At 50.8% G+C, this 21,446-nt stretch carries 16 protein-coding genes and 3 pseudogenes; 5 read left to right on the top strand and 14 right to left on the bottom strand.

What is annotated here, in order from left to right:
- Nucleotides 1–384: 384 nt before the first annotated feature.
- Complete coding sequence (gene tetR(A), locus ACTG2G_RS14455) at nt 385–1,035, bottom strand: tetracycline resistance transcriptional repressor TetR(A) (RefSeq protein ID WP_000164043.1); 651 nt, start codon at nt 1,033–1,035, stop codon at nt 385–387.
- Nucleotides 1,036–1,140: 105 nt separating this feature from the next.
- On the opposite strand from tetR(A), the gene tet(A) reads away from it, so the two are divergent.
- Nucleotides 1,141–2,340, top strand: a complete 1,200-nt coding sequence (tet(A), locus tag ACTG2G_RS14450) for a tetracycline efflux MFS transporter Tet(A) (RefSeq protein WP_000804063.1) — start codon at nt 1,141–1,143, stop codon at nt 2,338–2,340.
- On the opposite strand, the pseudogene ACTG2G_RS14445 reads toward tet(A), so the two are convergent.
- The 10 genes and pseudogenes from ACTG2G_RS14445 to ACTG2G_RS14400 all read right to left on the bottom strand — a co-directional run.
- Nucleotides 2,286–2,495, bottom strand: a pseudogene (locus tag ACTG2G_RS14445) (IS91 family transposase); the annotation flags it as partial. The gene tet(A) and the pseudogene ACTG2G_RS14445 sit on opposite strands and share 55 nt — an antisense overlap.
- Before the next feature lie 111 nt (nt 2,496–2,606).
- Nucleotides 2,607–2,885, bottom strand: a complete 279-nt coding sequence (locus ACTG2G_RS14440; protein WP_001100557.1) for a LysR family transcriptional regulator — start codon at nt 2,883–2,885, stop codon at nt 2,607–2,609.
- Between the two features lie 54 nt (nt 2,886–2,939).
- Nucleotides 2,940–4,154, bottom strand: a complete 1,215-nt coding sequence (gene floR, locus ACTG2G_RS14435; RefSeq protein ID WP_023300759.1) for a chloramphenicol/florfenicol efflux MFS transporter FloR — start codon at nt 4,152–4,154, stop codon at nt 2,940–2,942.
- A gap of 216 nt (nt 4,155–4,370) precedes the next feature.
- Nucleotides 4,371–5,255, bottom strand: coding sequence for a DUF3363 domain-containing protein (locus ACTG2G_RS14430; RefSeq protein WP_021598067.1), 885 nt, complete (start codon nt 5,253–5,255; stop codon nt 4,371–4,373).
- A 30-nt stretch (nt 5,256–5,285) separates the two neighbouring features.
- Nucleotides 5,286–6,314: pseudogene (locus tag ACTG2G_RS14425) on the bottom strand (IS91-like element ISCR2 family transposase); the annotation flags it as partial.
- A gap of 13 nt (nt 6,315–6,327) precedes the next feature.
- A pseudogene (locus ACTG2G_RS14420) lies at nt 6,328–6,663 on the bottom strand (toprim domain-containing protein); the annotation flags it as partial.
- A gap of 82 nt (nt 6,664–6,745) precedes the next feature.
- Nucleotides 6,746–7,258, bottom strand: a complete 513-nt coding sequence (locus tag ACTG2G_RS14415) for a dihydrofolate reductase (RefSeq protein ID WP_086371372.1) — start codon at nt 7,256–7,258, stop codon at nt 6,746–6,748.
- 345 nt (nt 7,259–7,603) lie between these two features.
- Nucleotides 7,604–9,097: an IS91-like element ISCR2 family transposase gene (locus ACTG2G_RS14410; RefSeq protein ID WP_001120888.1), complete on the bottom strand. Its 1,494-nt coding sequence runs from the start codon at nt 9,095–9,097 to the stop codon at nt 7,604–7,606.
- Between the two features lie 417 nt (nt 9,098–9,514).
- Nucleotides 9,515–12,493 carry a Tn3 family transposase gene (locus ACTG2G_RS14405; RefSeq protein WP_000985631.1) on the bottom strand — a complete coding sequence of 993 codons (2,979 nt, stop codon included), beginning with the start codon at nt 12,491–12,493 and terminating at the stop codon, nt 9,515–9,517.
- 113 nt (nt 12,494–12,606) lie between these two features.
- Nucleotides 12,607–13,200, bottom strand: coding sequence for a Tn3 family transposase (locus ACTG2G_RS14400; RefSeq protein WP_000107352.1), 594 nt, complete (start codon nt 13,198–13,200; stop codon nt 12,607–12,609).
- A 283-nt stretch (nt 13,201–13,483) separates the two neighbouring features.
- Here ACTG2G_RS14400 and umuC point away from each other — a divergent pair, with 283 nt between their 5' ends.
- A complete protein-coding gene (gene umuC / locus ACTG2G_RS14395; protein WP_001142610.1) occupies nt 13,484–14,656 on the top strand; it encodes a translesion error-prone DNA polymerase V subunit UmuC in 1,173 nt (390 codons plus the stop codon).
- 10 nt (nt 14,657–14,666) lie between these two features.
- On the opposite strand, the gene mobI is transcribed toward umuC, so the two are convergent.
- The gene (gene mobI, locus ACTG2G_RS14390) at nt 14,667–15,092 is read right to left on the bottom strand and encodes a conjugative transfer protein MobI(A/C) (RefSeq protein WP_000229427.1); all 426 of its coding nucleotides are present in this window, start codon (nt 15,090–15,092) and stop codon (nt 14,667–14,669) included.
- A 482-nt stretch (nt 15,093–15,574) separates the two neighbouring features.
- Here mobI and ACTG2G_RS14385 point away from each other — a divergent pair, with 482 nt between their 5' ends.
- The 3 genes from ACTG2G_RS14385 to ACTG2G_RS14375 are packed head-to-tail and all read left to right on the top strand — an operon-like array spanning nt 15,575 to nt 18,064.
- A complete protein-coding gene (locus tag ACTG2G_RS14385; protein WP_000497807.1) occupies nt 15,575–16,549 on the top strand; it encodes a ParM/StbA family protein in 975 nt (324 codons plus the stop codon).
- Between the two features lie 2 nt (nt 16,550–16,551).
- Nucleotides 16,552–16,821: a hypothetical protein gene (locus ACTG2G_RS14380; protein ID WP_001995600.1), complete on the top strand. Its 270-nt coding sequence runs from the start codon at nt 16,552–16,554 to the stop codon at nt 16,819–16,821.
- Nucleotide 16,822: 1 nt separating this feature from the next.
- On the top strand, nt 16,823–18,064 hold the full coding sequence (locus tag ACTG2G_RS14375; RefSeq protein WP_001218618.1) for a tyrosine-type recombinase/integrase: 1,242 nt from the start codon (nt 16,823–16,825) through the stop codon (nt 18,062–18,064).
- A 179-nt stretch (nt 18,065–18,243) separates the two neighbouring features.
- Here the strand turns inward: ACTG2G_RS14375 and ACTG2G_RS14370 are convergent, their stop codons facing one another.
- On the bottom strand, nt 18,244–19,224 hold the full coding sequence (locus ACTG2G_RS14370; RefSeq protein WP_320546033.1) for an IS5-like element IS5 family transposase: 981 nt from the start codon (nt 19,222–19,224) through the stop codon (nt 18,244–18,246).
- Nucleotides 19,225–19,392: 168 nt separating this feature from the next.
- The gene (locus ACTG2G_RS14365; RefSeq protein ID WP_000211147.1) at nt 19,393–21,411 is read right to left on the bottom strand and encodes an ATP-binding protein; all 2,019 of its coding nucleotides are present in this window, start codon (nt 21,409–21,411) and stop codon (nt 19,393–19,395) included.
- Nucleotides 21,412–21,446 lie beyond the last annotated feature (35 nt).

Raw genomic sequence — 21,446 nt, 5'->3', positions numbered from 1 at the left:
CGAGAATTTCCCTGCGGTGCCCCTCAAGTGTCAATGAAAGTTTCCAACGCGAGCCATTCGCGAGAGCCTTGAGTCCACGCTAGATCTATCTCATCTGCGCAAGGCAGAACGTGAAGACGGCCGCCCTGGACCTCGCCCGCGAGCGCCAGGCGCACGAGGCCGGCGCGCGGACCCGCGCCACGGCCCACGAGCGGACGCCGCAGCAGGAGCGCCAGAAGGCCGCCAGAGAGGCCGAGCGCGGCCGTGAGGCTTGGACGCTAGGGCAGGGCATGAAAAAGCCCGTAGCGGGCTGCTACGGGCGTCTGACGCGGTGGAAAGGGGGAGGGGATGTTGTCTACATGGCTCTGCTGTAGTGAGTGGGTTGCGCTCCGGCAGCGGTCCTGATCAATCGTCACCCTTTCTCGGTCCTTCAACGTTCCTGACAACGAGCCTCCTTTTCGCCAATCCATCGACAATCACCGCGAGTCCCTGCTCGAACGCTGCGTCCGGACCGGCTTCGTCGAAGGCGTCTATCGCGGCCCGCAACAGCGGCGAGAGCGGAGCCTGTTCAACGGTGCCGCCGCGCTCGCCGGCATCGCTGTCGCCGGCCTGCTCCTCAAGCACGGCCCCAACAGTGAAGTAGCTGATTGTCATCAGCGCATTGACGGCGTCCCCGGCCGAAAAACCCGCCTCGCAGAGGAAGCGAAGCTGCGCGTCGGCCGTTTCCATCTGCGGTGCGCCCGGTCGCGTGCCGGCATGGATGCGCGCGCCATCGCGGTAGGCGAGCAGCGCCTGCCTGAAGCTGCGGGCATTCCCGATCAGAAATGAGCGCCAGTCGTCGTCGGCTCTCGGCACCGAATGCGTATGATTCTCCGCCAGCATGGCTTCGGCCAGTGCGTCGAGCAGCGCCCGCTTGTTCCTGAAGTGCCAGTAAAGCGCCGGCTGCTGAACCCCCAACCGTTCCGCCAGTTTGCGTGTCGTCAGACCGTCTACGCCGACCTCGTTCAACAGGTCCAGGGCGGCACGGATCACTGTATTCGGCTGCAACTTTGTCATGCTTGACACTTTATCACTGATAAACATAATATGTCCACCAACTTATCAGTGATAAAGAATCCGCGCGTTCAATCGGACCAGCGGAGGCTGGTCCGGAGGCCAGACGTGAAACCCAACAGACCCCTGATCGTAATTCTGAGCACTGTCGCGCTCGACGCTGTCGGCATCGGCCTGATTATGCCGGTGCTGCCGGGCCTCCTGCGCGATCTGGTTCACTCGAACGACGTCACCGCCCACTATGGCATTCTGCTGGCGCTGTATGCGTTGATGCAATTTGCCTGCGCACCTGTGCTGGGCGCGCTGTCGGATCGTTTCGGGCGGCGGCCGGTCTTGCTCGTCTCGCTGGCCGGCGCTGCTGTCGACTACGCCATCATGGCGACGGCGCCTTTCCTTTGGGTTCTCTATATCGGGCGGATCGTGGCCGGCATCACCGGGGCGACTGGGGCGGTAGCCGGCGCTTATATTGCCGATATCACTGATGGCGATGAGCGCGCGCGGCACTTCGGCTTCATGAGCGCCTGTTTCGGGTTCGGGATGGTCGCGGGACCTGTGCTCGGTGGGCTGATGGGCGGTTTCTCCCCCCACGCTCCGTTCTTCGCCGCGGCAGCCTTGAACGGCCTCAATTTCCTGACGGGCTGTTTCCTTTTGCCGGAGTCGCACAAAGGCGAACGCCGGCCGTTACGCCGGGAGGCTCTCAACCCGCTCGCTTCGTTCCGGTGGGCCCGGGGCATGACCGTCGTCGCCGCCCTGATGGCGGTCTTCTTCATCATGCAACTTGTCGGACAGGTGCCGGCCGCGCTTTGGGTCATTTTCGGCGAGGATCGCTTTCACTGGGACGCGACCACGATCGGCATTTCGCTTGCCGCATTTGGCATTCTGCATTCACTCGCCCAGGCAATGATCACCGGCCCTGTAGCCGCCCGGCTCGGCGAAAGGCGGGCACTCATGCTCGGAATGATTGCCGACGGCACAGGCTACATCCTGCTTGCCTTCGCGACACGGGGATGGATGGCGTTCCCGATCATGGTCCTGCTTGCTTCGGGTGGCATCGGAATGCCGGCGCTGCAAGCAATGTTGTCCAGGCAGGTGGATGAGGAACGTCAGGGGCAGCTGCAAGGCTCACTGGCGGCGCTCACCAGCCTGACCTCGATCGTCGGACCCCTCCTCTTCACGGCGATCTATGCGGCTTCTATAACAACGTGGAACGGGTGGGCATGGATTGCAGGCGCTGCCCTCTACTTGCTCTGCCTGCCGGCGCTGCGTCGCGGGCTTTGGAGAAATTCTTCAAATTCCCGTTGCACATAGCCCGGCAATTCCTTTCCCTGCTCTGCCATAAGCGCAGCGAATGCCGGGTAATACTCGTCAACGATCTGATAGAGAAGGGTTTGCTCGGGTCGGTGGCTCTGGTAACGACCAGTATCCCGATCCCGGCTGGCCGTCCTGGCCGCCACATGAGGCATGTTCCGCGTCCTTGCAATACTGTGTTTACATACAGTCTATCGCTTAGCGGAAAGTTCTTTTACCCTCAGCCGAAATGCCTGCCGTTGCTAGACATTGCCAGCCAGTGCCCGTCACTCCGCGGTCTTCACTGCGTGATCGAGTTGATCGACACCCGCCGTGACACGCTCCATGAAGTGCCTGCCTGCGTCTGTTAGCCGAACGCCCCGCGCATGGCGCTCAAATAGCAGGACACCAAGGTTATCCTCCAGCGCTTTCACACGCGCGCTGACGCTCGACTGGCTGATACCAAGTGCCTTGGCCGCATGCCGAAAATTCAGATGCTCGGCGACGGCGATGAACTGAACAAGGGAAATGAGCGGTATCCTGCCAGACAGGATACCGACATTCACGAGGTTTCGATGGTTAGTGCGCCGCATCGGAGCGGGCCTGCTACCAGTCGTCGGTTAGACGACTGGCGACTTCTCGGTGGCAGCCCCACGGAGCCGAAGGAGCACCAGCCCCAACGAAACCAGTACCGCCATCGCCGTGGCGTAACAGATCACGGGCCACGCTGTGTCACCGTTTAAAAGTGCCACCGCCAATGTCCCGACAATGCTGACTATCAGGCTTTGAACGCAGAAGTAGAACGCGACCGCTGATCCCGCGATGTCGTCGAACTCTGCCAAAGCGCCGTTCGCGGTAACGGACACCGTGAAGACAATACCGACCGCGACAACCCACATCGGTAGGATGAAGGTGAGGAATGACGGCGAGCCGTAAAGTTCGCCGATCCCCAACAGGACCGCTCCGCAAACAAGCAACGCCATCCCACGCGCCACGCATCCTGCGATGCCCCATCTGGCGACAAAGGACTTCGCGAAACGGGTTGTCACGATCATTACAAGCGCGACAGTGGCGAAGGCAAAGCTGAATCCGATCTCGGAATATTCCGCTTGGCCTATGAGCACACGGGGAGCCGTCGAGAAGAAGACGAAGTAGGTGCCCATACCGGCGCTAAAGCCGACAGTGTAAACCCAAAAAGCCGGACTCGCGAAGATCGGCAAGACAGATCGGCGCGTCTTGACTTGATCCAGAGGGCGGGTTTCGTGCCACCTGAAACCCGCATTTAGGAGTGCGAGCATCGCCAGTATAGCCAAAGTAATGAATATCGCCTGCCATCCCAAGAACTCGCCGATCAATGTTCCGGCGATAGGGCCGAGCGCAGGCACGAACGCCAGCATCGAACTGAAAAGGCCGTAGATGACGACACCCTCAGGACGGTTGGCATAAACGTCGCGAACCGTCGCGAACGTCGCCACCAGCATGGCCGACGCGCCCACTGCTTGAAGTAGACGGAAAGCGACAAAGGCCGGTGCAGTTGAAGACCAAGCTGCTCCCAGAGACGCAATGACGAAAGCCGTTGCGCCCGCAAGTAGAATTGGCCGTCGCCCGATTCTGTCTGAGAGCGGACCAAAAATCACCTGGCCCACGCCGAGCATCACCATATAGAGGCTCAACGTGAGTTGGATCATAGCGGGCGTCGTGTTCAGGATGCCGGGCATCGCTGGAACGACAGGGAGATAAATATCCATCGCCAGTGAAGCGAGGATGTCGAAAGGAGCCATCAGCAGCAGTGCTGCCGGCAGCGTATAGGCCCACGCGGGGCGTGTGGTGGTCATGACGAATCAACCCTCGATTAAGGAATACCGGGCGACGTCTGCTCGTCAGCAATCAGATGAGACTAGCCTTACAGAGCGCCGCAACAACAATACTGGTTGTTGCGGCTTACTTGTCTGCTGACTTGGAATTTCCCATCTGATTACTCCACGCTTACGAATATGAATTGCTACATTTTATCCGATTATCTTTTGCTTCGCAATGCGGCATGGGCGCACTCAGCGTTCCAGCCCCCTCTGCCGCCCTAACTGCCACGACACCGACCCGCCCTGCACGATGCCCATAACCTCGCGGCCGAGTTGGCGGTCGATGATCGGCCGCCACGGGACAAGGGTGAACTCATGGGATTTCTCGACCACGGCGAACTTGCCGCTCGATAGATGCACGGTTCCGGTAAACTTGCCGCTGACGCTCTCGCCGTCCGTGGCGGCGCGGAACGGCAGGCCCTTACTCAAAGCCATATCCGATCCGACGCCGGCTACCTCGCGCTCCCGCAGGATGGCGAGAAGGTTGCGCCGGTAGAAGACGCGGCTGTCCCGGCTGCGGGTGGCGTCGCCCTGTTCGATATGGTGCTCGCGGCGCTGGTCCATGGCTTCGCGGACTTGTTGCCCGAAGCCGGTTGGCGCAAGGTCGGCCGTCTCGCCGTGGATCAGCCGCCGGTCCAGCCAGGTCGCGCCGTCCGATCCGATCTGTTTGTTCAGATCGACCGGGGAAAGGACGCGAACGCTGGCCTGACTGTCTCGGCCGGCGTCATGGGCGGCGGCACGGCTGACCAGATCATTGGGGATGCGCCATTGGTCGGCGTCGATCCGCTCGACGATACCGGCCCGGCGTAGCGCCTCCAGCCGGCGCACATGGGCATCGACATAGCCCTCATAGTCGCCGCCTGGAACGCGGCACGTATAGGAAGAATAAACGCCCTTTTCACCCAAGTCCAACAGCTTTGGACCGCAGTTGACTCTTTCGACACCCCTGCGATGCAACCCAATCCGGCTGACGGGGAGCCAGCAACGCTGAAAATTTACCCTCCTCTTTCCCACTAGCGGCTCCTTTTCCGACAACCAGCACGGCGGATCCCTGCCGCGGCGCTGTGAACGCAGCATTTTGATTGGTATCGTTGGCCTTCAGGCTCGTCAGTCAAACAGACCCAGGAGCAGCTCAGCCGGTGGCGCCCGGCTTTCGGGTAACGCCCTGGTCCCGCTGGTTTCGGCTTTGTGCTTCAGGTGATCAAGGATCTGCTTGATCACTATAGGGTCTTCAATGCAGGCGATGACTTTCATGGCGCCGCCGCAGCCGCTGCAGGTCTCGATGTCGATATTGAAAACACGCTTGAGCCGTTGCGCCCATGTCATCGACGCTCGCCGTTGTGCTGGTGTTGCCGGTTCATCAGCCACCCTGACCTTGTTGCCCCTGCCCCGTTTTGCCGGCGTGACCAACGCCCGGTGCCGACTGTTGGGTGCGAACACCCCGTGGAAGCGGGTTAGGTTGACTCTGGGCTTCGGTACCAGGGCGGCCAGCCTTGCAATGAAATCCAATGGTTCGAAAATGACGTGCGTGGTGCCGTCCCGGTACGGCGTCTTGAGCTGGTAGCGCACGTTGCCGCCTCGTGTTAACGACAGCCGCTTCTCGGATACCGCCGGGCGGCTGATGTACCGGCACAGCCGTTCGAGCTTCTTGCGTTCATCGGCCCTGGCCGCCACGCCGGCGTGCAGGCTGGACCCGGCTACCTTGCCAATCCCGTCACCGAACGGATCACCACTGGTCGGCAGAGTTTGCAAAGTGAACACCTTTCGCCCCGCCTGTGAACCGACAGCGATACGGTAAGTGATCGAGTGCCCCAGCAGGGGTGTCATCGGGTCGTCATCCACCGCATCCGAGGCCAGATAGCTGTTTTCGACATCCCGTTCCAGCAGGCCTTGCCGTTCCAGATAGCGACCCACCCGGTGGGCGATGGTGTGCGTCAGCTGGGTGAGCTCTGGGCTGGTCGGCGCCTTGACCCAGCGGAAACGCGCTGAGCCGTGGGATTGCTCGACATACACACCGTCGAGAAACAGCATGTGGAAGTGAACATTCAGATTGAGCGCCGATCCAAAACGCTGGATCAGGGTGACCGCGCCCGTCTTGGCCACTTGGTGGGTATGGCCCGCTTTCTTGACCAGGTGCCAATACCCATCTTTGTATCAACTCCCCTTCCTGCCCGGCATCCCCGCAATTGATGACTTCAGAACAAGATGCTACCAATTTTTCAATAACAGCAAATTGCCTTTTTACTCCATCGTTATCAATTAGTTTAATGCCAAATTTTTTAGGTACAATTGGCAGATCTTCCAATTTCCAGTATTTCCAATTTTCTTTGTAATCATGGGGTTCATTCAATGTACACAGATGGCCAAAAGTCCAGGTTACCCAATAGCCATTTCCTTCATAAAAGCCGTTGTTGCGTTGTTTTGCACCAATTACTTCGGCAATATCTTTTGCCACAGAAGGTTTTTCAGCTATACATAAAATCATAAGGAGGCAAAGTTAGTAAGGTCGTTGAAGTTTTGAAACCGTTACATACAAAACATTTCAACAAAAACAGTAAGTTTTAGAGTTATTTACGTGTATATTTTTTTATTTCAAAAGCAAAAGCGTGTTTTTCATCAATACCCTGTTTCAGTACAGTTTCACTATTCCACTCAGATTCAGAAAATTTAGGAAAAAAAGTATCTGCGTCAAACACTCCATCTACTTGTGTGATATACATTTCTTGAAGGATGTTTCGCTGCATAACTTCTGCATAAATTTGTCCCCCACCAATGATGAAAACAGTTCTTTCGGTTTCATTTTTATAGAACTCTAAACATTCAGTAAGTGAAAAAAAGACATGAGCTCCTGGTGCTTGATAGCCGATTTGGTGAGTTAAAACGGCATTTTCACGATTTGGCAAGGGTCTAAATTTCTCAGGAATAGATTCATAATTTTTACGTCCGGTTATTACTACATGACCTGTTGAAGTTTCTTTAAAGAATTTCATATCAGCCGGCAATTTCCATAACAAATCGTTGTCTTTACCAATGCCAAAATTTTTATCCATGGCAACAATTAATGATAGTTTCATAATGATCGGTATTGAATAATTAATTTTTTATTTGAGGCATTAAGCACATGCAATAATTTCTCAATTGGTTTTTTCACCTTTTCTTTCAAATGTAACTCATCTGCAGTTTGAATCATACGTATAGGAAGAATAAACGCCCTTTTCACCCAAGTCCAACAGCTTTGGACCGCAGTTGACTCTTTCGACACCCCTGCGATGCAACCCAATCCGGCTGACGGGGAGCCAGCAACGCTGAAAATTTACCCTCCTCTTTCCCACTAGCGGCTCCTTTTCCGACAACCAGCACGGCGGATCCCTGCCGCGGCGCTGTGAACGCAGCATTTTGATTGGTATCGTTGGCCTTCAGGCTCGTCAGTCAAACAGACCCAGGAGCAGCTCAGCCGGTGGCGCCCGGCTTTCGGGTAACGCCCTGGTCCCGCTGGTTTCGGCTTTGTGCTTCAGGTGATCAAGGATCTGCTTGATCACTATAGGGTCTTCAATGCAGGCGATGACTTTCATGGCGCCGCCGCAGCCGCTGCAGGTCTCGATGTCGATATTGAAAACACGCTTGAGCCGTTGCGCCCATGTCATCGACGCTCGCCGTTGTGCTGGTGTTGCCGGTTCATCAGCCACCCTGACCTTGTTGCCCCTGCCCCGTTTTGCCGGCGTGACCAACGCCCGGTGCCGACTGTTGGGTGCGAACACCCCGTGGAAGCGGGTTAGGTTGACTCTGGGCTTCGGTACCAGGGCGGCCAGCCTTGCAATGAAATCCAATGGTTCGAAAATGACGTGCGTGGTGCCGTCCCGGTACGGCGTCTTGAGCTGGTAGCGCACGTTGCCGCCTCGTGTTAACGACAGCCGCTTCTCGGATACCGCCGGGCGGCTGATGTACCGGCACAGCCGTTCGAGCTTCTTGCGTTCATCGGCCCTGGCCGCCACGCCGGCGTGCAGGCTGGACCCGGCTACCTTGCCAATCCCGTCACCGAACGGATCACCACTGGTCGGCAGAGTTTGCAAAGTGAACACCTTTCGCCCCGCCTGTGAACCGACAGCGATACGGTAAGTGATCGAGTGCCCCAGCAGGGGTGTCATCGGGTCGTCATCCACCGCATCCGAGGCCAGATAGCTGTTTTCGACATCCCGTTCCAGCAGGCCTTGCCGTTCCAGATAGCGACCCACCCGGTGGGCGATGGTGTGCGTCAGCTGGGTGAGCTCTGGGCTGGTCGGCGCCTTGACCCAGCGGAAACGCGCTGAGCCGTGGGATTGCTCGACATACACACCGTCGAGAAACAGCATGTGGAAGTGAACATTCAGATTGAGCGCCGATCCAAAACGCTGGATCAGGGTGACCGCGCCCGTCTTGGCCACTTGGTGGGTATGGCCCGCTTTCTTGACCAGGTGCGTGGCAATGACGCGGTAAACGATGCCCAGCACCCACCCCATGATCTCGGGCCGGCTGGCAAACAGGAAACGCAGCTGAAACGGGAAGCTCAACACCCACTGACGCATGGGTTGTTCAGGCAGTACTTCATCAACCAGCAAGGCGGCACTTTCGGCCATCCGCCGCGCCCCACAGCTCGGGCAGAAACCGCGACGCTTACAGCTGAAAGCGACCAGGTGCTCGGCGTGGCAAGACTCGCAGCGAACCCGTAGAAAGCCATGCTCCAGCCGCCCGCATTGGAGAAATTCTTCAAATTCCCGTTGCACATAGCCCGGCAATTCCTTTCCCTGCTCTGCCATAAGCGCAGCGAATGCCGGGTAATACTCGTCAACGATCTGATAGAGAAGGGTTTGCTCGGGTCGGTGGCTCTGGTAACGACCAGTATCCCGATCCCGGCTGGCCGTCCTGGCCGCCACATGAGGCATGTTCCGCGTCCTTGCAATACTGTGTTTACATACAGTCTATCGCTTAGCGGAAAGTTCTTTTACCCTCAGCCGAAATGCCTGCCGTTGCTAGACATTGCCAGCCAGTGCCCGTCACTCCCTGTCGTCTGGGCGTTCCTCTGGGCTAAACATCGACATGATCCGGCGCTTAATATCGCCGTCCTTGTTGACCAGCGTCTTGGTCACGAAGGCCGCGTATTCTTTGGCGTTGTCGTACCCTTTCCAGACCTCGTGGGGGTCAAGAGCGTAGGCGCAAACCCGCCCAGCGACTGGGATTCTGACCAAGGCGCGTTCTGTCTCAAGGTGGGGTTCTAGGGATTTTCCCCTCTAAAAAGACATAATCCTCTGTAGACCACACCAATAAATGGCTGCGGAGGTGGTTTACTTTCAGCTTGGAGCCTAATCATCCACTATCGGCCTTGTTATTTCGCCAATATTGGGCAATTTCCCAGTATTAGTGAAGTTATACGTTCCGCTTAAGTTGATATTTTGCCACGCAACGGGCGAAACAGCACGAGTGATACCCGCTTTCTCTTCATCTCCTCTCGCTTCAAAGTGTCCCAGAAGATGACTCAGTATCGCGGAGTTGAAGTAGATGATCGCGTTGGCAAGCAATCTTGCGCATTCATTCCAGATAGCGATTTCAGACTCGTTTTTGCCACGGAACTGATCACCATTCACCGACGCAATGGCTCGTCTAAGGAAGTGCCATGCTTCTCCCCGGTTCAGGGCACGTTGCACATACTGCCGCAAACTGGCATCGTCGATGTAGTCAAGTAAATATTGCGCTTTAACCAGTCGATTATACTCCGTCAGAGCCTGTAATATTGGGTGTCCAGAAGGGTAACCAGACAACTTTCTTACCAGCATTGCTTGTGTCGTCCGCTTTGTCTGAAGTGACAGAACAATACGCCTGATATCTTGCCATCCCGTTGTAATAACATTCGTTCTGATAGGCTTCTTTAGCGCCAGTATGGTGCTGCCTTGTTCACTTTCAGTCACATCAAACAGATCATTGATGACACTACTGAACTGCGCGTATCGCGGTGCAAAACTGTAACCGCATAGATCCAGTAAGGCGAAGTTAACATGATTGACACCGTGTGTATCTGTCGAGAGTACGTCAGGTTTGATTTCACTGCTGTTGGATTGTAACAGGTCATAAATATAGTGTGATTCGTGCTCGTTGGAACCGATGATCCGAGCATTGAGGGCGCTGTGGTTGGCCACCAGTGTCATGGCCGTGATCCCTTTGTTGGTGCCGAAATACTTAGAGGAGTACCGGGTTTTAAAGGTTTCCAGATGGGTTTCGAATTTCTGACCATCCGCACTGGCATGCAGCTGGTCCTCCTGAATATGGTAGTGGCGGAAGATGGGTAGCGCTGCAACCGCATTATTGATCACGTCGCTGGCGTCATGCAGCGTTTCAGGCCGGATATAGTTGGCCTGCACCGTACTCAGGTGTTCATAGCTTCGATCGGAGATCTGCGCCATGCCATACACACCACGGTGAGTGGCGTTGGCAATCAGAATGGCCAGTAAATCATCCTGATGAGTGAACCCTTGTTTTTGTATCGGAAGTACATGAGTCAGACATTTCATGAACCCGGTTTCGCGCTCTACATACCGCAGTACATCCGCGATACCGACCGGTTGCATTCGCTTAAAAAAGGGATTGTTGACCAGAGATGTAGCGCTTTTGGTCGGCAGACGCCAGCGGGTACCGGTACGATTTTTCATGATCACATTTCGATTGTCTCCCTCATCAATATGGAGAGCAACGTCTTTGAGTGCACTTTCCAGCCGGTGTTGTTTCTCCTGTAACAATAACTCTGCGGGCTGTTTTAGTCTGTCCAGTGTTGATGAGGCCAGCAAGGTATCCTGCGATGTCTGGGGGATCAGGTCGTCTTCCAGTGCGCGGTATTTGGTAACATTTGGCAAATAAATGCGTCCATTCAGTCGTGAGGTTAACTGCCGGTAGAGCAGCCATTCGTAACGTTGCGGGTTAACGTTATCCTGTTTAACCAACCATGGGAGGTGCTTTTTCGGGATGAGCGACGTATCCATCGTCTTCAGTGGTCCACCGAATGCGATTTCCGTCTGCATCTGTTGAAGTTGGGCGACGACGGCTTCTGAGCCTTTACCGGCCTCACATTCAAGGCACAAGAACACCTGCCTTAACAGTTGCTCCAGGAGATTGCATTGTTCATCGTAATGTTGCCACTGGTACTCTTCCACGGTCCGTTTCTGTTTTTTCAGGTAAAGGCAGAGGGTCTGGATATCCCTGTCATTCATGACCTTCAATGCCTGTTGTCTGACTACTGAGAAGGGTTGATTATCATCAATGTTCTCATCCACAAACAGATGCAGTAACTCTGCCGCTTTCGTGACATTGTCCGCGGCTGACTGCCAGGACAGGAACACTGCTTGTTGTGCAAAGGTGTTGGCAGCTTCTTGTTGCTTGCGGATATGGTAAATGAACCCATCAGTTAACCGTTCCAGTGCCAGTTGTATCCGCTCTGTCAGGTGACATAGCAACCATAGATGCTGCTGTGCGCGTTTGAATCGTTTGAGTTTACTACCGTAATAGTTGATGAGCTCACCGAAGTGTTGTCGATTTTTAAGAGACAGATTAAGCCCATCGATAACGCCATTGATTTGCGTGCGCCATGGCGCTAACTGATGATAAAGGGCAAGCTCTTTTTTAAGTTCAGGTACGGTCAGACTTTTTGCACCGCCTCTGAGCTGGTTCAGGCTTAGTCCGTCATCAATGGCTGTTATGCTGTCCAGAAAGACGTGAAGTTCAGGACTGGTGAGTTGATTAAGTTGGTGCGCCAGGTCTTTTCTGACCTGCTGCATCGCTCTGCTTATCAGTCTCTGGAGTACGGTGTACCTAGGGATAGCAATGCTGTGACTGGTTAGGAATTCAATAGCAGTATCAAAGAGGTAACGCGGCTCCAGCCAGGCATTGCCCACCTGAACAAGGTGGTCGAAAAGAGAATTGAAGTGCTGACTTTCGTCCCATTTGTGATAACCAGCAAGGTCTAATACTTTTGCGTAGAGTCGATCTTTTTGTTTTTGTGAGGGAGTGAATGGTCTGAGCCCCTTGCCGCCAAGCAGCTCTTTACTGATGAACATTAAATCCTTAGAAACCTGCGAGTAAGCGATATCTAGGATGACGGGCTTTGATTTGAAGTATCCCAAAATCGCGACAAAGTAACATCTATGAGCTCTGAGACGAATTGACCGAAAAACTGCCAATTCCGCATCGTTCAGAGAAAAGTACAGACGTTGTTCTTCGATTGAAAAAATGGGTGGGGAATAAAGATCTGCCTGTTCTGCTCTCGTGAGAATAGTAATTTCGTTTTTGATGGCCATATCAGGGCTGTTCCGTATTAAATGTACGATATTTACCTAATTTGCCACACTTATAAGTAGTAACCCACCTCCGCAGCCATTTATTGGTGTGGTCTACAGAGGATTAAGTCTTTTTAGAGGGGAAAATCCCTAGAACCCCATTGTGATACTTGGTAATCATTCCCCCCACGAAATTTATTGCCATTAACTGAAGTAATAGCACGTTTTAACTGATGGTATGCTTCACCTCTGTTCAAGGCTTGCTGGACGTAATGACGCAACGTTGAATTATCAACATACTCCAAAACATAAATAGATTTAATTAAACGGTCGTACTCATGCAATGCTGACAATCTTCGGCTCTTGCCGTTACTCAACTTTCTAATGATTGTGCTTTGAGTGGTGGTTTTACGACTCAATGAACAAACAATATGCTGAATATTGTCCCATTCTTCAGCAATTAGCTTATGATTAATATCTTTCTTTAATTGAATACGGCCTCCGTTCTCTTCAGTCACTTCAAATAGCTCAAAAAACACCTTTTTCATTTTCGCGTATCGAGGGGCGAATGTGTAACCAAAGAAATCTAATATAGCGAAGTTAACATTATTGGTACCATGCGTATCGGTCGATAAGGTATTAGGCTGTATATCTGAAGAGTTGTTATAGAGTAAGTCAAAAGCAAAGTGACCTTCATATTCGTTAGCGCCAATGACTTGCGTACTCACCGGAACATGACGTGGTCAACCAAAATTGACCAACCCAGTTAAGCTACTTTTTTCAATTTCTTCATGTCCGCCTCATATTGATTTGAAATTTCCATACTTTATCTAATTCATGTTTTTCTAAATTAGCTAAAATGCAACTCAGAAATGTCCAGAAGTGAGTTGTGTGGTGTCGAGTGGAGATTGTACGATTAAGCCCCTAAGTAATTAGTCCGTCAGTCTCCCTCGGTAATCAAATTAGTACATCTTAGCGATCAAATTGGTAAAAAATTAGACATGTAGATGAATGCCCACCTTAAAAAATAGACAGCGGGTTGGGCTGGGTGATTTTTCTGGTGTTAGACGCCAGCAACCCATGCGGCAGAATGGTTGCTCACTTACTCGTCTATTTTTAGCGGGAATTCTTAGCCAACTGTACGCGCTGTATGCAGATTTAAGCAGTCGAGTGATGCGCACTTTGGAGGAGATGGCACCACGAGTAGAGGTTTACTCTATTGACGAAGCGTTTTTGGATTTAACCGGTATTGAGTCTGCCATATCTCTTGTCGAGTTCGGACAACAAGTGCGAGAGCGCATAGGCCACTGGATTGGGATCACCGTCTGTGTAGGCATTGCACCGACTAAAACACTCGCCAAACTGGCTAACCATGCCGCCAAAAAATATCCAGCTACTCAGGGGGTTGTAGACCTGACCAATCCAGATCGGCAACGTCGATTGCTCGCATTAGTCCCGGTTGATGATGTTTGGGGCGTTGGTAGACGGCTTTCTAAGCGTTTAAATGCGTTGGGTATCACCACAGCCTTAGATCTCGCCAATGCCTCTCCTAGAGCCATCAGAGACCAGTTTTCAGAGGTTTTAGAAAGAACCGTCAGAGAGCTCAATGGTGAGTCGTGCATTGAACTTGAAGAGATCCCGCCAACTAAGAAGCAAATCGTCTGTAGCCGTTCATTTGGCGTAAAAGTGACGCACTTTGAATTTTTAAGTGAAGCCGTATGCGAATACGCAACCCGCGCCACTGAGAAACTTCGCAAAGAACAGCAGCAAGCCAAAGTGCTGACCGTGTTCATACGTACCAGCCCCTTTAAGGACAACGAGCCGCAGTACAGCAACTCTGCATCGGGTGAATTGCTAATCCCCAGTTGCGACACGCGGGATTTTATCGAGCTGGCCAATCACTTACTCAAGCGGATATGGAAGGATGGTTTTCGTTATGCCAAAGCGGGCGTCATGCTGTCTGACTTTTACGATCCTGGCATGTTTCAACCAGGACTATTCGATGACGTATCGACCCGCTCTAATAGCCAGCAGCTAATGTCTGTATTGGACACCATTAACCAAAGCGGTGCCGGAAAGGTTTTCTTTGCTGGACAAGGACTCAAGAAAGATTGGTCGATGAAGCGAGAGCATTTGTCTCCCGCTTATACAACACGCTGGGACCAGTTACCGCGAGTGAAGTAGCGCAGTTGACTCAATACGCATTCACTCTGCGACGCAGCATGTTGAGCTTATCAACCTGGCGTCGAATATCACTGAAGAATTCCTCTTTCTCCATGGCCAGCGCTAGCTCCCATTCTTTGGCCAAACCTTGGCAGTCTAAAAATGCGTATCTCAGCTTCGTCTTTGAGATACGCAGCCCCTTGCTAAAGACCACGCGTTTGCCTCGTTGACCGTGAAAACTGTTGATATACCACTCTATGCCAAAGCCATACTTAAAGTCTCTGATACGGACACCAAGCAGACCCCAGTCTTTAAAGGGCTCATTCTCTCGAACCTTGTAATGGGTAACCCAAAAGTCATCAACTTCAGCTCGTGCCAGCGCTTTTAGCCTGTCCGTTTCTTGCTGAAGTAAATCTGATACATCTGCTTTCCATTGTTCATTGACGATTTCTACCAAACCAATTTCCCCATCCAATTAACCCCTAAAGCCAAAACCACTATCCGTTTGGCTTTTGGATTGAAACGCCAAACGTAAAACTGCCGTCACAATCACTGTTTGGCGTCTCGATATAAATCGACTCGCTCAATCCCATACCCGACAAGGGATACAGGCTGATTTCACTTAAAAACACCTAAAAAGACGTATCGCCATGAAGATACAAACCGTTTGGCAAGTTCAGGCCAGAATGCAAACGACGTTTGGCGTCTCAATTTTTTTGGCTAGGTCACCAGCCGCCAAACAGAGCCTATTCTCATACTTTTGCAAAAATGCAATAGGCAGATAGATGAAAGGATTTGTCACCTTTCTGCCCACCGCCAGTGCACCGAATCCTGATAATGACATTTGAGTAAACCGCCAGAGCACTTGGAAATGCCCAAGCGTGAACAGCGCGGTTGATTGAAAACCGTTAGAGCACTTTGAGTGCACAGGAGATAAGTATGTTTGTACTAGGCGTAGATATCGGTTACTCAAACCTGAAGCTGGCAATTGGCCAATCAGGTAGTGAACCGAAAACCATTATTCTACCTGCGGGTGCCGGTCCAGCGGATCGTATGCCGGAGCGTATCGGTGGAGGCGATGATGAAACTTGTTTGTATGTCTCTGTCGATAATGAGCGCTGGGCCGCTGGTGTTCCTGCTGGACGCCTTCAAGGCTGGGAACGAGAGCTTCACCCGGAATATCCCACCACAAAAACCTATAAGGCACTTTTTCATGCCGCCTTGTTAATGGCTGAAACAGAATCCATCGATTTGGTTGTCACTGGATTACCGGTTTCCCAGTTTCATGAACCACAACGTAAGTCTGACCTTGTGCAGCGTTTAAAAGGTGTCCATCAAGTGACGCCTAAGCGCAGCATCACCGTTCATGACGTCAAAGTACTACCACAGCCTGCCGGTGCCTATATGGATCTGGTTCAAACGGGTGGTGATCTGGGCTTGATTGAAGAAGGTCGTGTCGTCGTCATTGATCCCGGCTTCTTTTCTGTTGATTGGGTTGCCCTTGAGGCCGGAGAAATTCGCTACAGCTCATCAGGAACCAGTCTTCAGGCAATGTCCGTGCTACTGGAAACCATCGATAAGCTGATTTCGGAAGATCATGGTGCCAAAGTCGGAATGGATCGACTTGAAAAAGCCATGAGAACCGGCGACTTACAGGTCCTGCTATTTGGAGAAAAAGTCGATATTTCACCTTATCTGAATGCTGCCATGAAAAAGGTAGCGCCTGTTGCTCTTACAGCCATGCGTCAATCCATGCGTGACGAAAGCATTAATGCGGACTTGGTATTGATCGCCGGAGGTGGAGCCTTGGCTTATAAGGAAGCGGCCAAGGAGATTTTTTCACGAAGCAAGATCATCGTGCCTGAGCAGTCTGTTTTGGCGAACGTCCGAGGCTTCTGGTTTTATGGGGCATGATCATGAGAGTTGTCGTCAACATTCCCCCAGGGAGCCACCCAGAACTACTCAAAGAATTGGAAAAGACGCCACCACGGGAACGCGCTGAGCGTCTGCGGATGCTGGCAACCTTTGGGTTAATTCAAATGAGCCAACCCAATCTATCCACGACATCTGTACCGGTGGATGGCCTTGCACCAGATGGTGAAGTTACTTCTATGAGTACAGCGCCAGAACCCAAAGCAGAAACACGTAAACAATCATTAAAATCAAAACTAGGGCTGGGCTTATAACATGGCGTTATCAGTTAGCTGGCTCGATGCCAGGTTAAATAAAGAAGCAAAAGAAACCGTAGTAAAAGCCGACCGAGATGGGCTAAGTGCTCGGGTATCGCCCAAGGGCAAAATTGTTTTTCAGTTTCGTTATCGGTTCGATGGCAAGCAACAGCGGGTAGACATAGGTACTTACCCCCTTATGAAGCTGGCTGAAGCCAGGAATGAGCTGGATAGGTTAAGGGCAGTACTTGATCAAGGCCGAAACCCCAAGCTTTACCTACAGCAGGAACGGGCTAAGTATTCTGCTAATCAAAGCTTCGAATCGATTTTTCGAGACTGGATAGACTCTGCCGGTAAGCAAGGGCTAAAGGAGAAAACGTGGCACTACCAAAAACGCAGCAGTGAAATATATTTGCTGCCCCGACTTGGCAAGTATCCATTAACTGACATCACTGAATTGTCCTTGCGAAACTGTCTTCGTGAGGTTTCGGAATCGTCTCCGTCAAACACAGAGCGCCTAGTGTCTGTACTGCATAAGTTCTATGACTGGCTGATTGATGAACAAATTTTGGAAATTAACGCTGCCGCTGGGATCACAGCAAAAAAGGTTGGCGGTAAAAAAGGAAAACGAACTCGGGTGCTAAATGACAACGAGATCAGGATACTTTGGCGCTATTTGCATGAGTCAAAAATCACTGAGAAGAATCGCATCTACATAAAACTGCTTCTCTTATTGGGAGGGCGCAAGGGCGAACTCATTCAAGCTGAAAAGCATCACTTTGACTTGCAATCTGCAATGTGGACAGTGCCCATAGAGATCCGCAAACAAGGTGAGAAAATTGGAGCGCCGATCATGCGGCCATTGATTAAGCCAGCTATTGAGCTGATTGAACTGGCGATGCAGATGAGCAAATCAACTTACTTGTTTCCCGCGAACGGACAAGAAGAGCTTGCCACAAATGGCTTTGATACCACTATTCCTAACAATGTGAAAATCTGGGCTCGCAGATCGCTTGGTATTGAGATGGAACACTGGTCTATGCATGATCTTCGCAGAACGATGCGAACGCGAATGTCTGCCATCACGACGCAAGAAGTTGCCGAGTTGATGATTGGCCACAGCAAAAAAGGGCTGGATGCTATCTACAACCAATATCAGTACCTGGACGAAATGCGTCATGCTTACGACGTTTGGTATCAACAACTAGAAACCATCATCGAGCCGACAGGCTTTCCATTCAACTGGCGTTTCGGACAATAAGGGGTAGCTGAATTAAGGAAGAGACTGAGCTAGGGAAGGTGCGAATAAGCGGGGAAATTCTTCTCGGCTGACGCAGTCATTTCATTTCTTCATGTTTGAGCCGATTTTTTCTCCCGTAAACGCCTTGAATCAGCCTATTTAGACCGTTTCTTCGCCATTTAAGGCGTTATTCCCAGTTTTTAGTGAGATCTCTCCCACTGACGTATCATTTGGTCCGCCCGAAACAGGTTGGCCAGCGTGAATAACATCGCCAGTTGGTTATCGTTTTTCAGCAACCCCTTGTATCTGGCTTTCACGAAGCCGAACTGTCGCTTGATGATGCGAAATGGGTGCTCCACCTTGGCCCGGATGCTGGCTTTCATGTATTCGATGTTGATGGCCATTTTGTTCTTGCGTGGATGCTGTTTCAAGGTTCTTACCTTGCCGGGGCGCTCGGCGATCAGCCAGTCCACATCCACCTCGGCCAGCTCCTTGCGCTGTGGCGCCCCTTGGTAGCCGGCATCGGCTGAGACAAATTGCTCCTCTCCATGCAGCAGATTACCCAGCTGATTGAGGTCATGCTCGTTGGCCGCGGTGGTGACTAGGCTGTGGGTCATGCCACTCTTGGCATCGACACCAATGTGGGCCTTCATGCCAAAGTGCCACTGATTGCCTTTCTTGGTCTGATGCATCTCCGGATCGCGTTGCTGCTCTTTGTTCTTGGTCGAGCTGGGTGCCTCAATGATGGTGGCATCGACCAAGGTGCCTTGGGTCATCATGACGCCTGCTTCGGCCAGCCAGCGATTGATGGTCTTGAACAATTGGCGGGCCAGTTGATGCTGCTCCAGCAGGTGGCGGAAATTCATGATGGTGGTGCGGTCCGGCAAGGCGCTATCCAGGGATAACCGGGCAAACAGACGCATGGAGGCGATTTCGTACAGAGCATCTTCCATCGCGCCATCGCTCAGGTTGTACCAATGCTGCATGCAGTGAATGCGTAGCATGGTTTCCAGCGGATAAGGTCGCCGGCCATTACCAGCCTTGGGGTAAAACGGCTCGATGACTTCCACCATGTTTTGCCATGGTAGAATCTGCTCCATGCGGGATAAGAAAATCTCTTTTCTGGTCTGACGGCGCTTACTGCTGAATTCACTGTCGGCGAAGGTGAGCTGATGACTCATGATGAACCCTTTTTCATGGCTCCAGATGACAAACATGATCTCATATCAGGGACTTGTTCGCACCTTCCCTAGTACAAATGACCGAGTCAAGTAGTGCATTTGGCTCGGTTTAGATTAGTTGTTTTTCCAGTTACAAAAAAACAACTTATCGAATAATTATTATAAGTCTCACGACGCCTCAGAGAGAGGTATTTGCAATTCATCCACAAGGGTTTGCTTAGATTTATACTCTAGCTCGCTTCTCTTTATTTTTAGCTTTTGTAATAAAGCACTATGAGTCACCTCGAAATCATTAAAAATTGTAGACCAACTTTTAACGTATACTCGAATTCTTTCATCCGCCCCGGAAACAAGGCCCGCGCCGCCCTTACCAGCAAGGTCTTTCAACCGCCTTGTAATTTGAGTATCATTCTGGGAGATTTTAGTTCCAACAAGAACAACATCAAATCTCATTCTCTCATCATTAAAGGCAGGATGCTTATCAAGTACCTCAGCATAACGTTCAGCTTGAGCTAAATGTTTCTTATTCAATGCTACACTTGGTCTTTTTATTTCAATGATCGTACATTTAATAAATTCTTCTTGTGTAGAATGATCAATTGTGACCATTTTGCGTGCAAGAAACAAATCTACTTGGCCTTTTGCCCCCTCTATGGTAGCGCCTTCAATAAGATCACTGGTACTGATATCGTCCCCATCCAATATTTCAATATCTGAATTCCGAAGATTTCTAGCTGTATTAGAAAAGTCATCCTCTTCGGCACCTATAGTTGTGTACTGAGGGCCAAACAACCATGTATTAGCCTCAATAATACCTTGTAAGTCTGGTGTTTCTAGAACTTCTTTAGCGTGCTCTTTAAAAAGGTACTTCATTTTCTGTACGACTAGATCTCGCTTATGAATGTGTCCAATCGTGCTAATTATATAATCAAGTTTAGATTTACTTATTTGAGATGCAAATTCATCCATTTGCTCCTTATTTAAGTCTAAAACGCCTTCCAATATATCTATCAAACTATCATTTTCACTTGATGTAGATAGCCTATCAAGCAAACCGATTATAATTTTTGTTTGCTTAGCCTTTAGCCCATTAAAAGCTGCTGGATCAGCAACGCAGATACTAGTTACTAATTTCTTCGTATGTGCAATTCTAAAGGAACGATCTTCGTCAGACTCCCAATTGTAAACAGGAAAATATCCTTTTTCTTCGAAAGAATCGACAAGCTGAACAGCTCTTTCTCTAAGGAACCCCTGATAAATCTCGGCTGTTTTGTTGCGCAGTTCTTTTAGCAGCATAGCTAAAACTTTATTCCCATCACTCTTTTCACTAATGAAGAGATCAGCATTTGGAGATGAGGTATCTTGAAAATTATCGAACCACTCAGATTGTATATATCCACTTATGAAAAAATTGTTTTTGTAGTTAAAACCAGTCAGATTTCTATACTTCTGATGTTCTTTTGAATCTCTAAAATAATTGTATGACTTTTCACCAGATGGTTTTTTTATCCACTGAATGATACTTGAACTAAATATATTTCCATCAACATCTATAAGCTCTTGAAACAACCTATGTTGGGGAGGCGTCACTCGGACTCTATTAACTGATATTTTAAGGTTAGAAAAAACTATTAGCTTCCAACCAAATTCATTTGAAAGCTCCTCCATGATATTTTCAATATTAGGGATTTTTTGAGATTTTTCACTCGTAATGCCCGTAAGAAATACTGATGTCCCACTTCCATTTGAAAGAATACTACTATGCTGTTCTTTATCGTCGATCAACTCAACTTTGTACGTTTTAATACGAGACGAGTCTATGGTAATACGTGCATTCTCAGATTGTCTTCTCGTAAGCCAGGTTGCTGTTGCAGCATATTTATGAAATGAATACCGCCCTCTGCCTTGACTGCCTTTTTGGGTAACCTGTTTTTTGGATGAGTCATCCCAATTATCAAAATTTCGGTCTAGGTTATGAAAGTCAATTCCTTCACCATTATCATGGATCTCTATTGACTCCACCCCGCCGAGATCACAGGTGTTAATAATGACATCAATATCTGATGCACCAGCATCCAAACCGTTCCAGATATATTCACTCAACATCTTCCAAGCGGGAATTGAGCCGAAACGTTTTTTTATCGACGCATTTGTAATACCTGTTGTCCGTTCTTGAGGAGTCGTCACTTACCTATCCATCCAATCAATAAAAAATCCATGCT

The sequence above is a fragment of the Aeromonas sp. 55A genome (genome assembly GCF_051919665.1).
Classification (GTDB): Bacteria; Pseudomonadota; Gammaproteobacteria; order Enterobacterales; family Aeromonadaceae; genus Aeromonas; species Aeromonas veronii.
The sequence above is the reverse complement of the archived record's forward strand: the minus strand, read 5'-3'. Positions and strand labels throughout refer to the sequence as shown.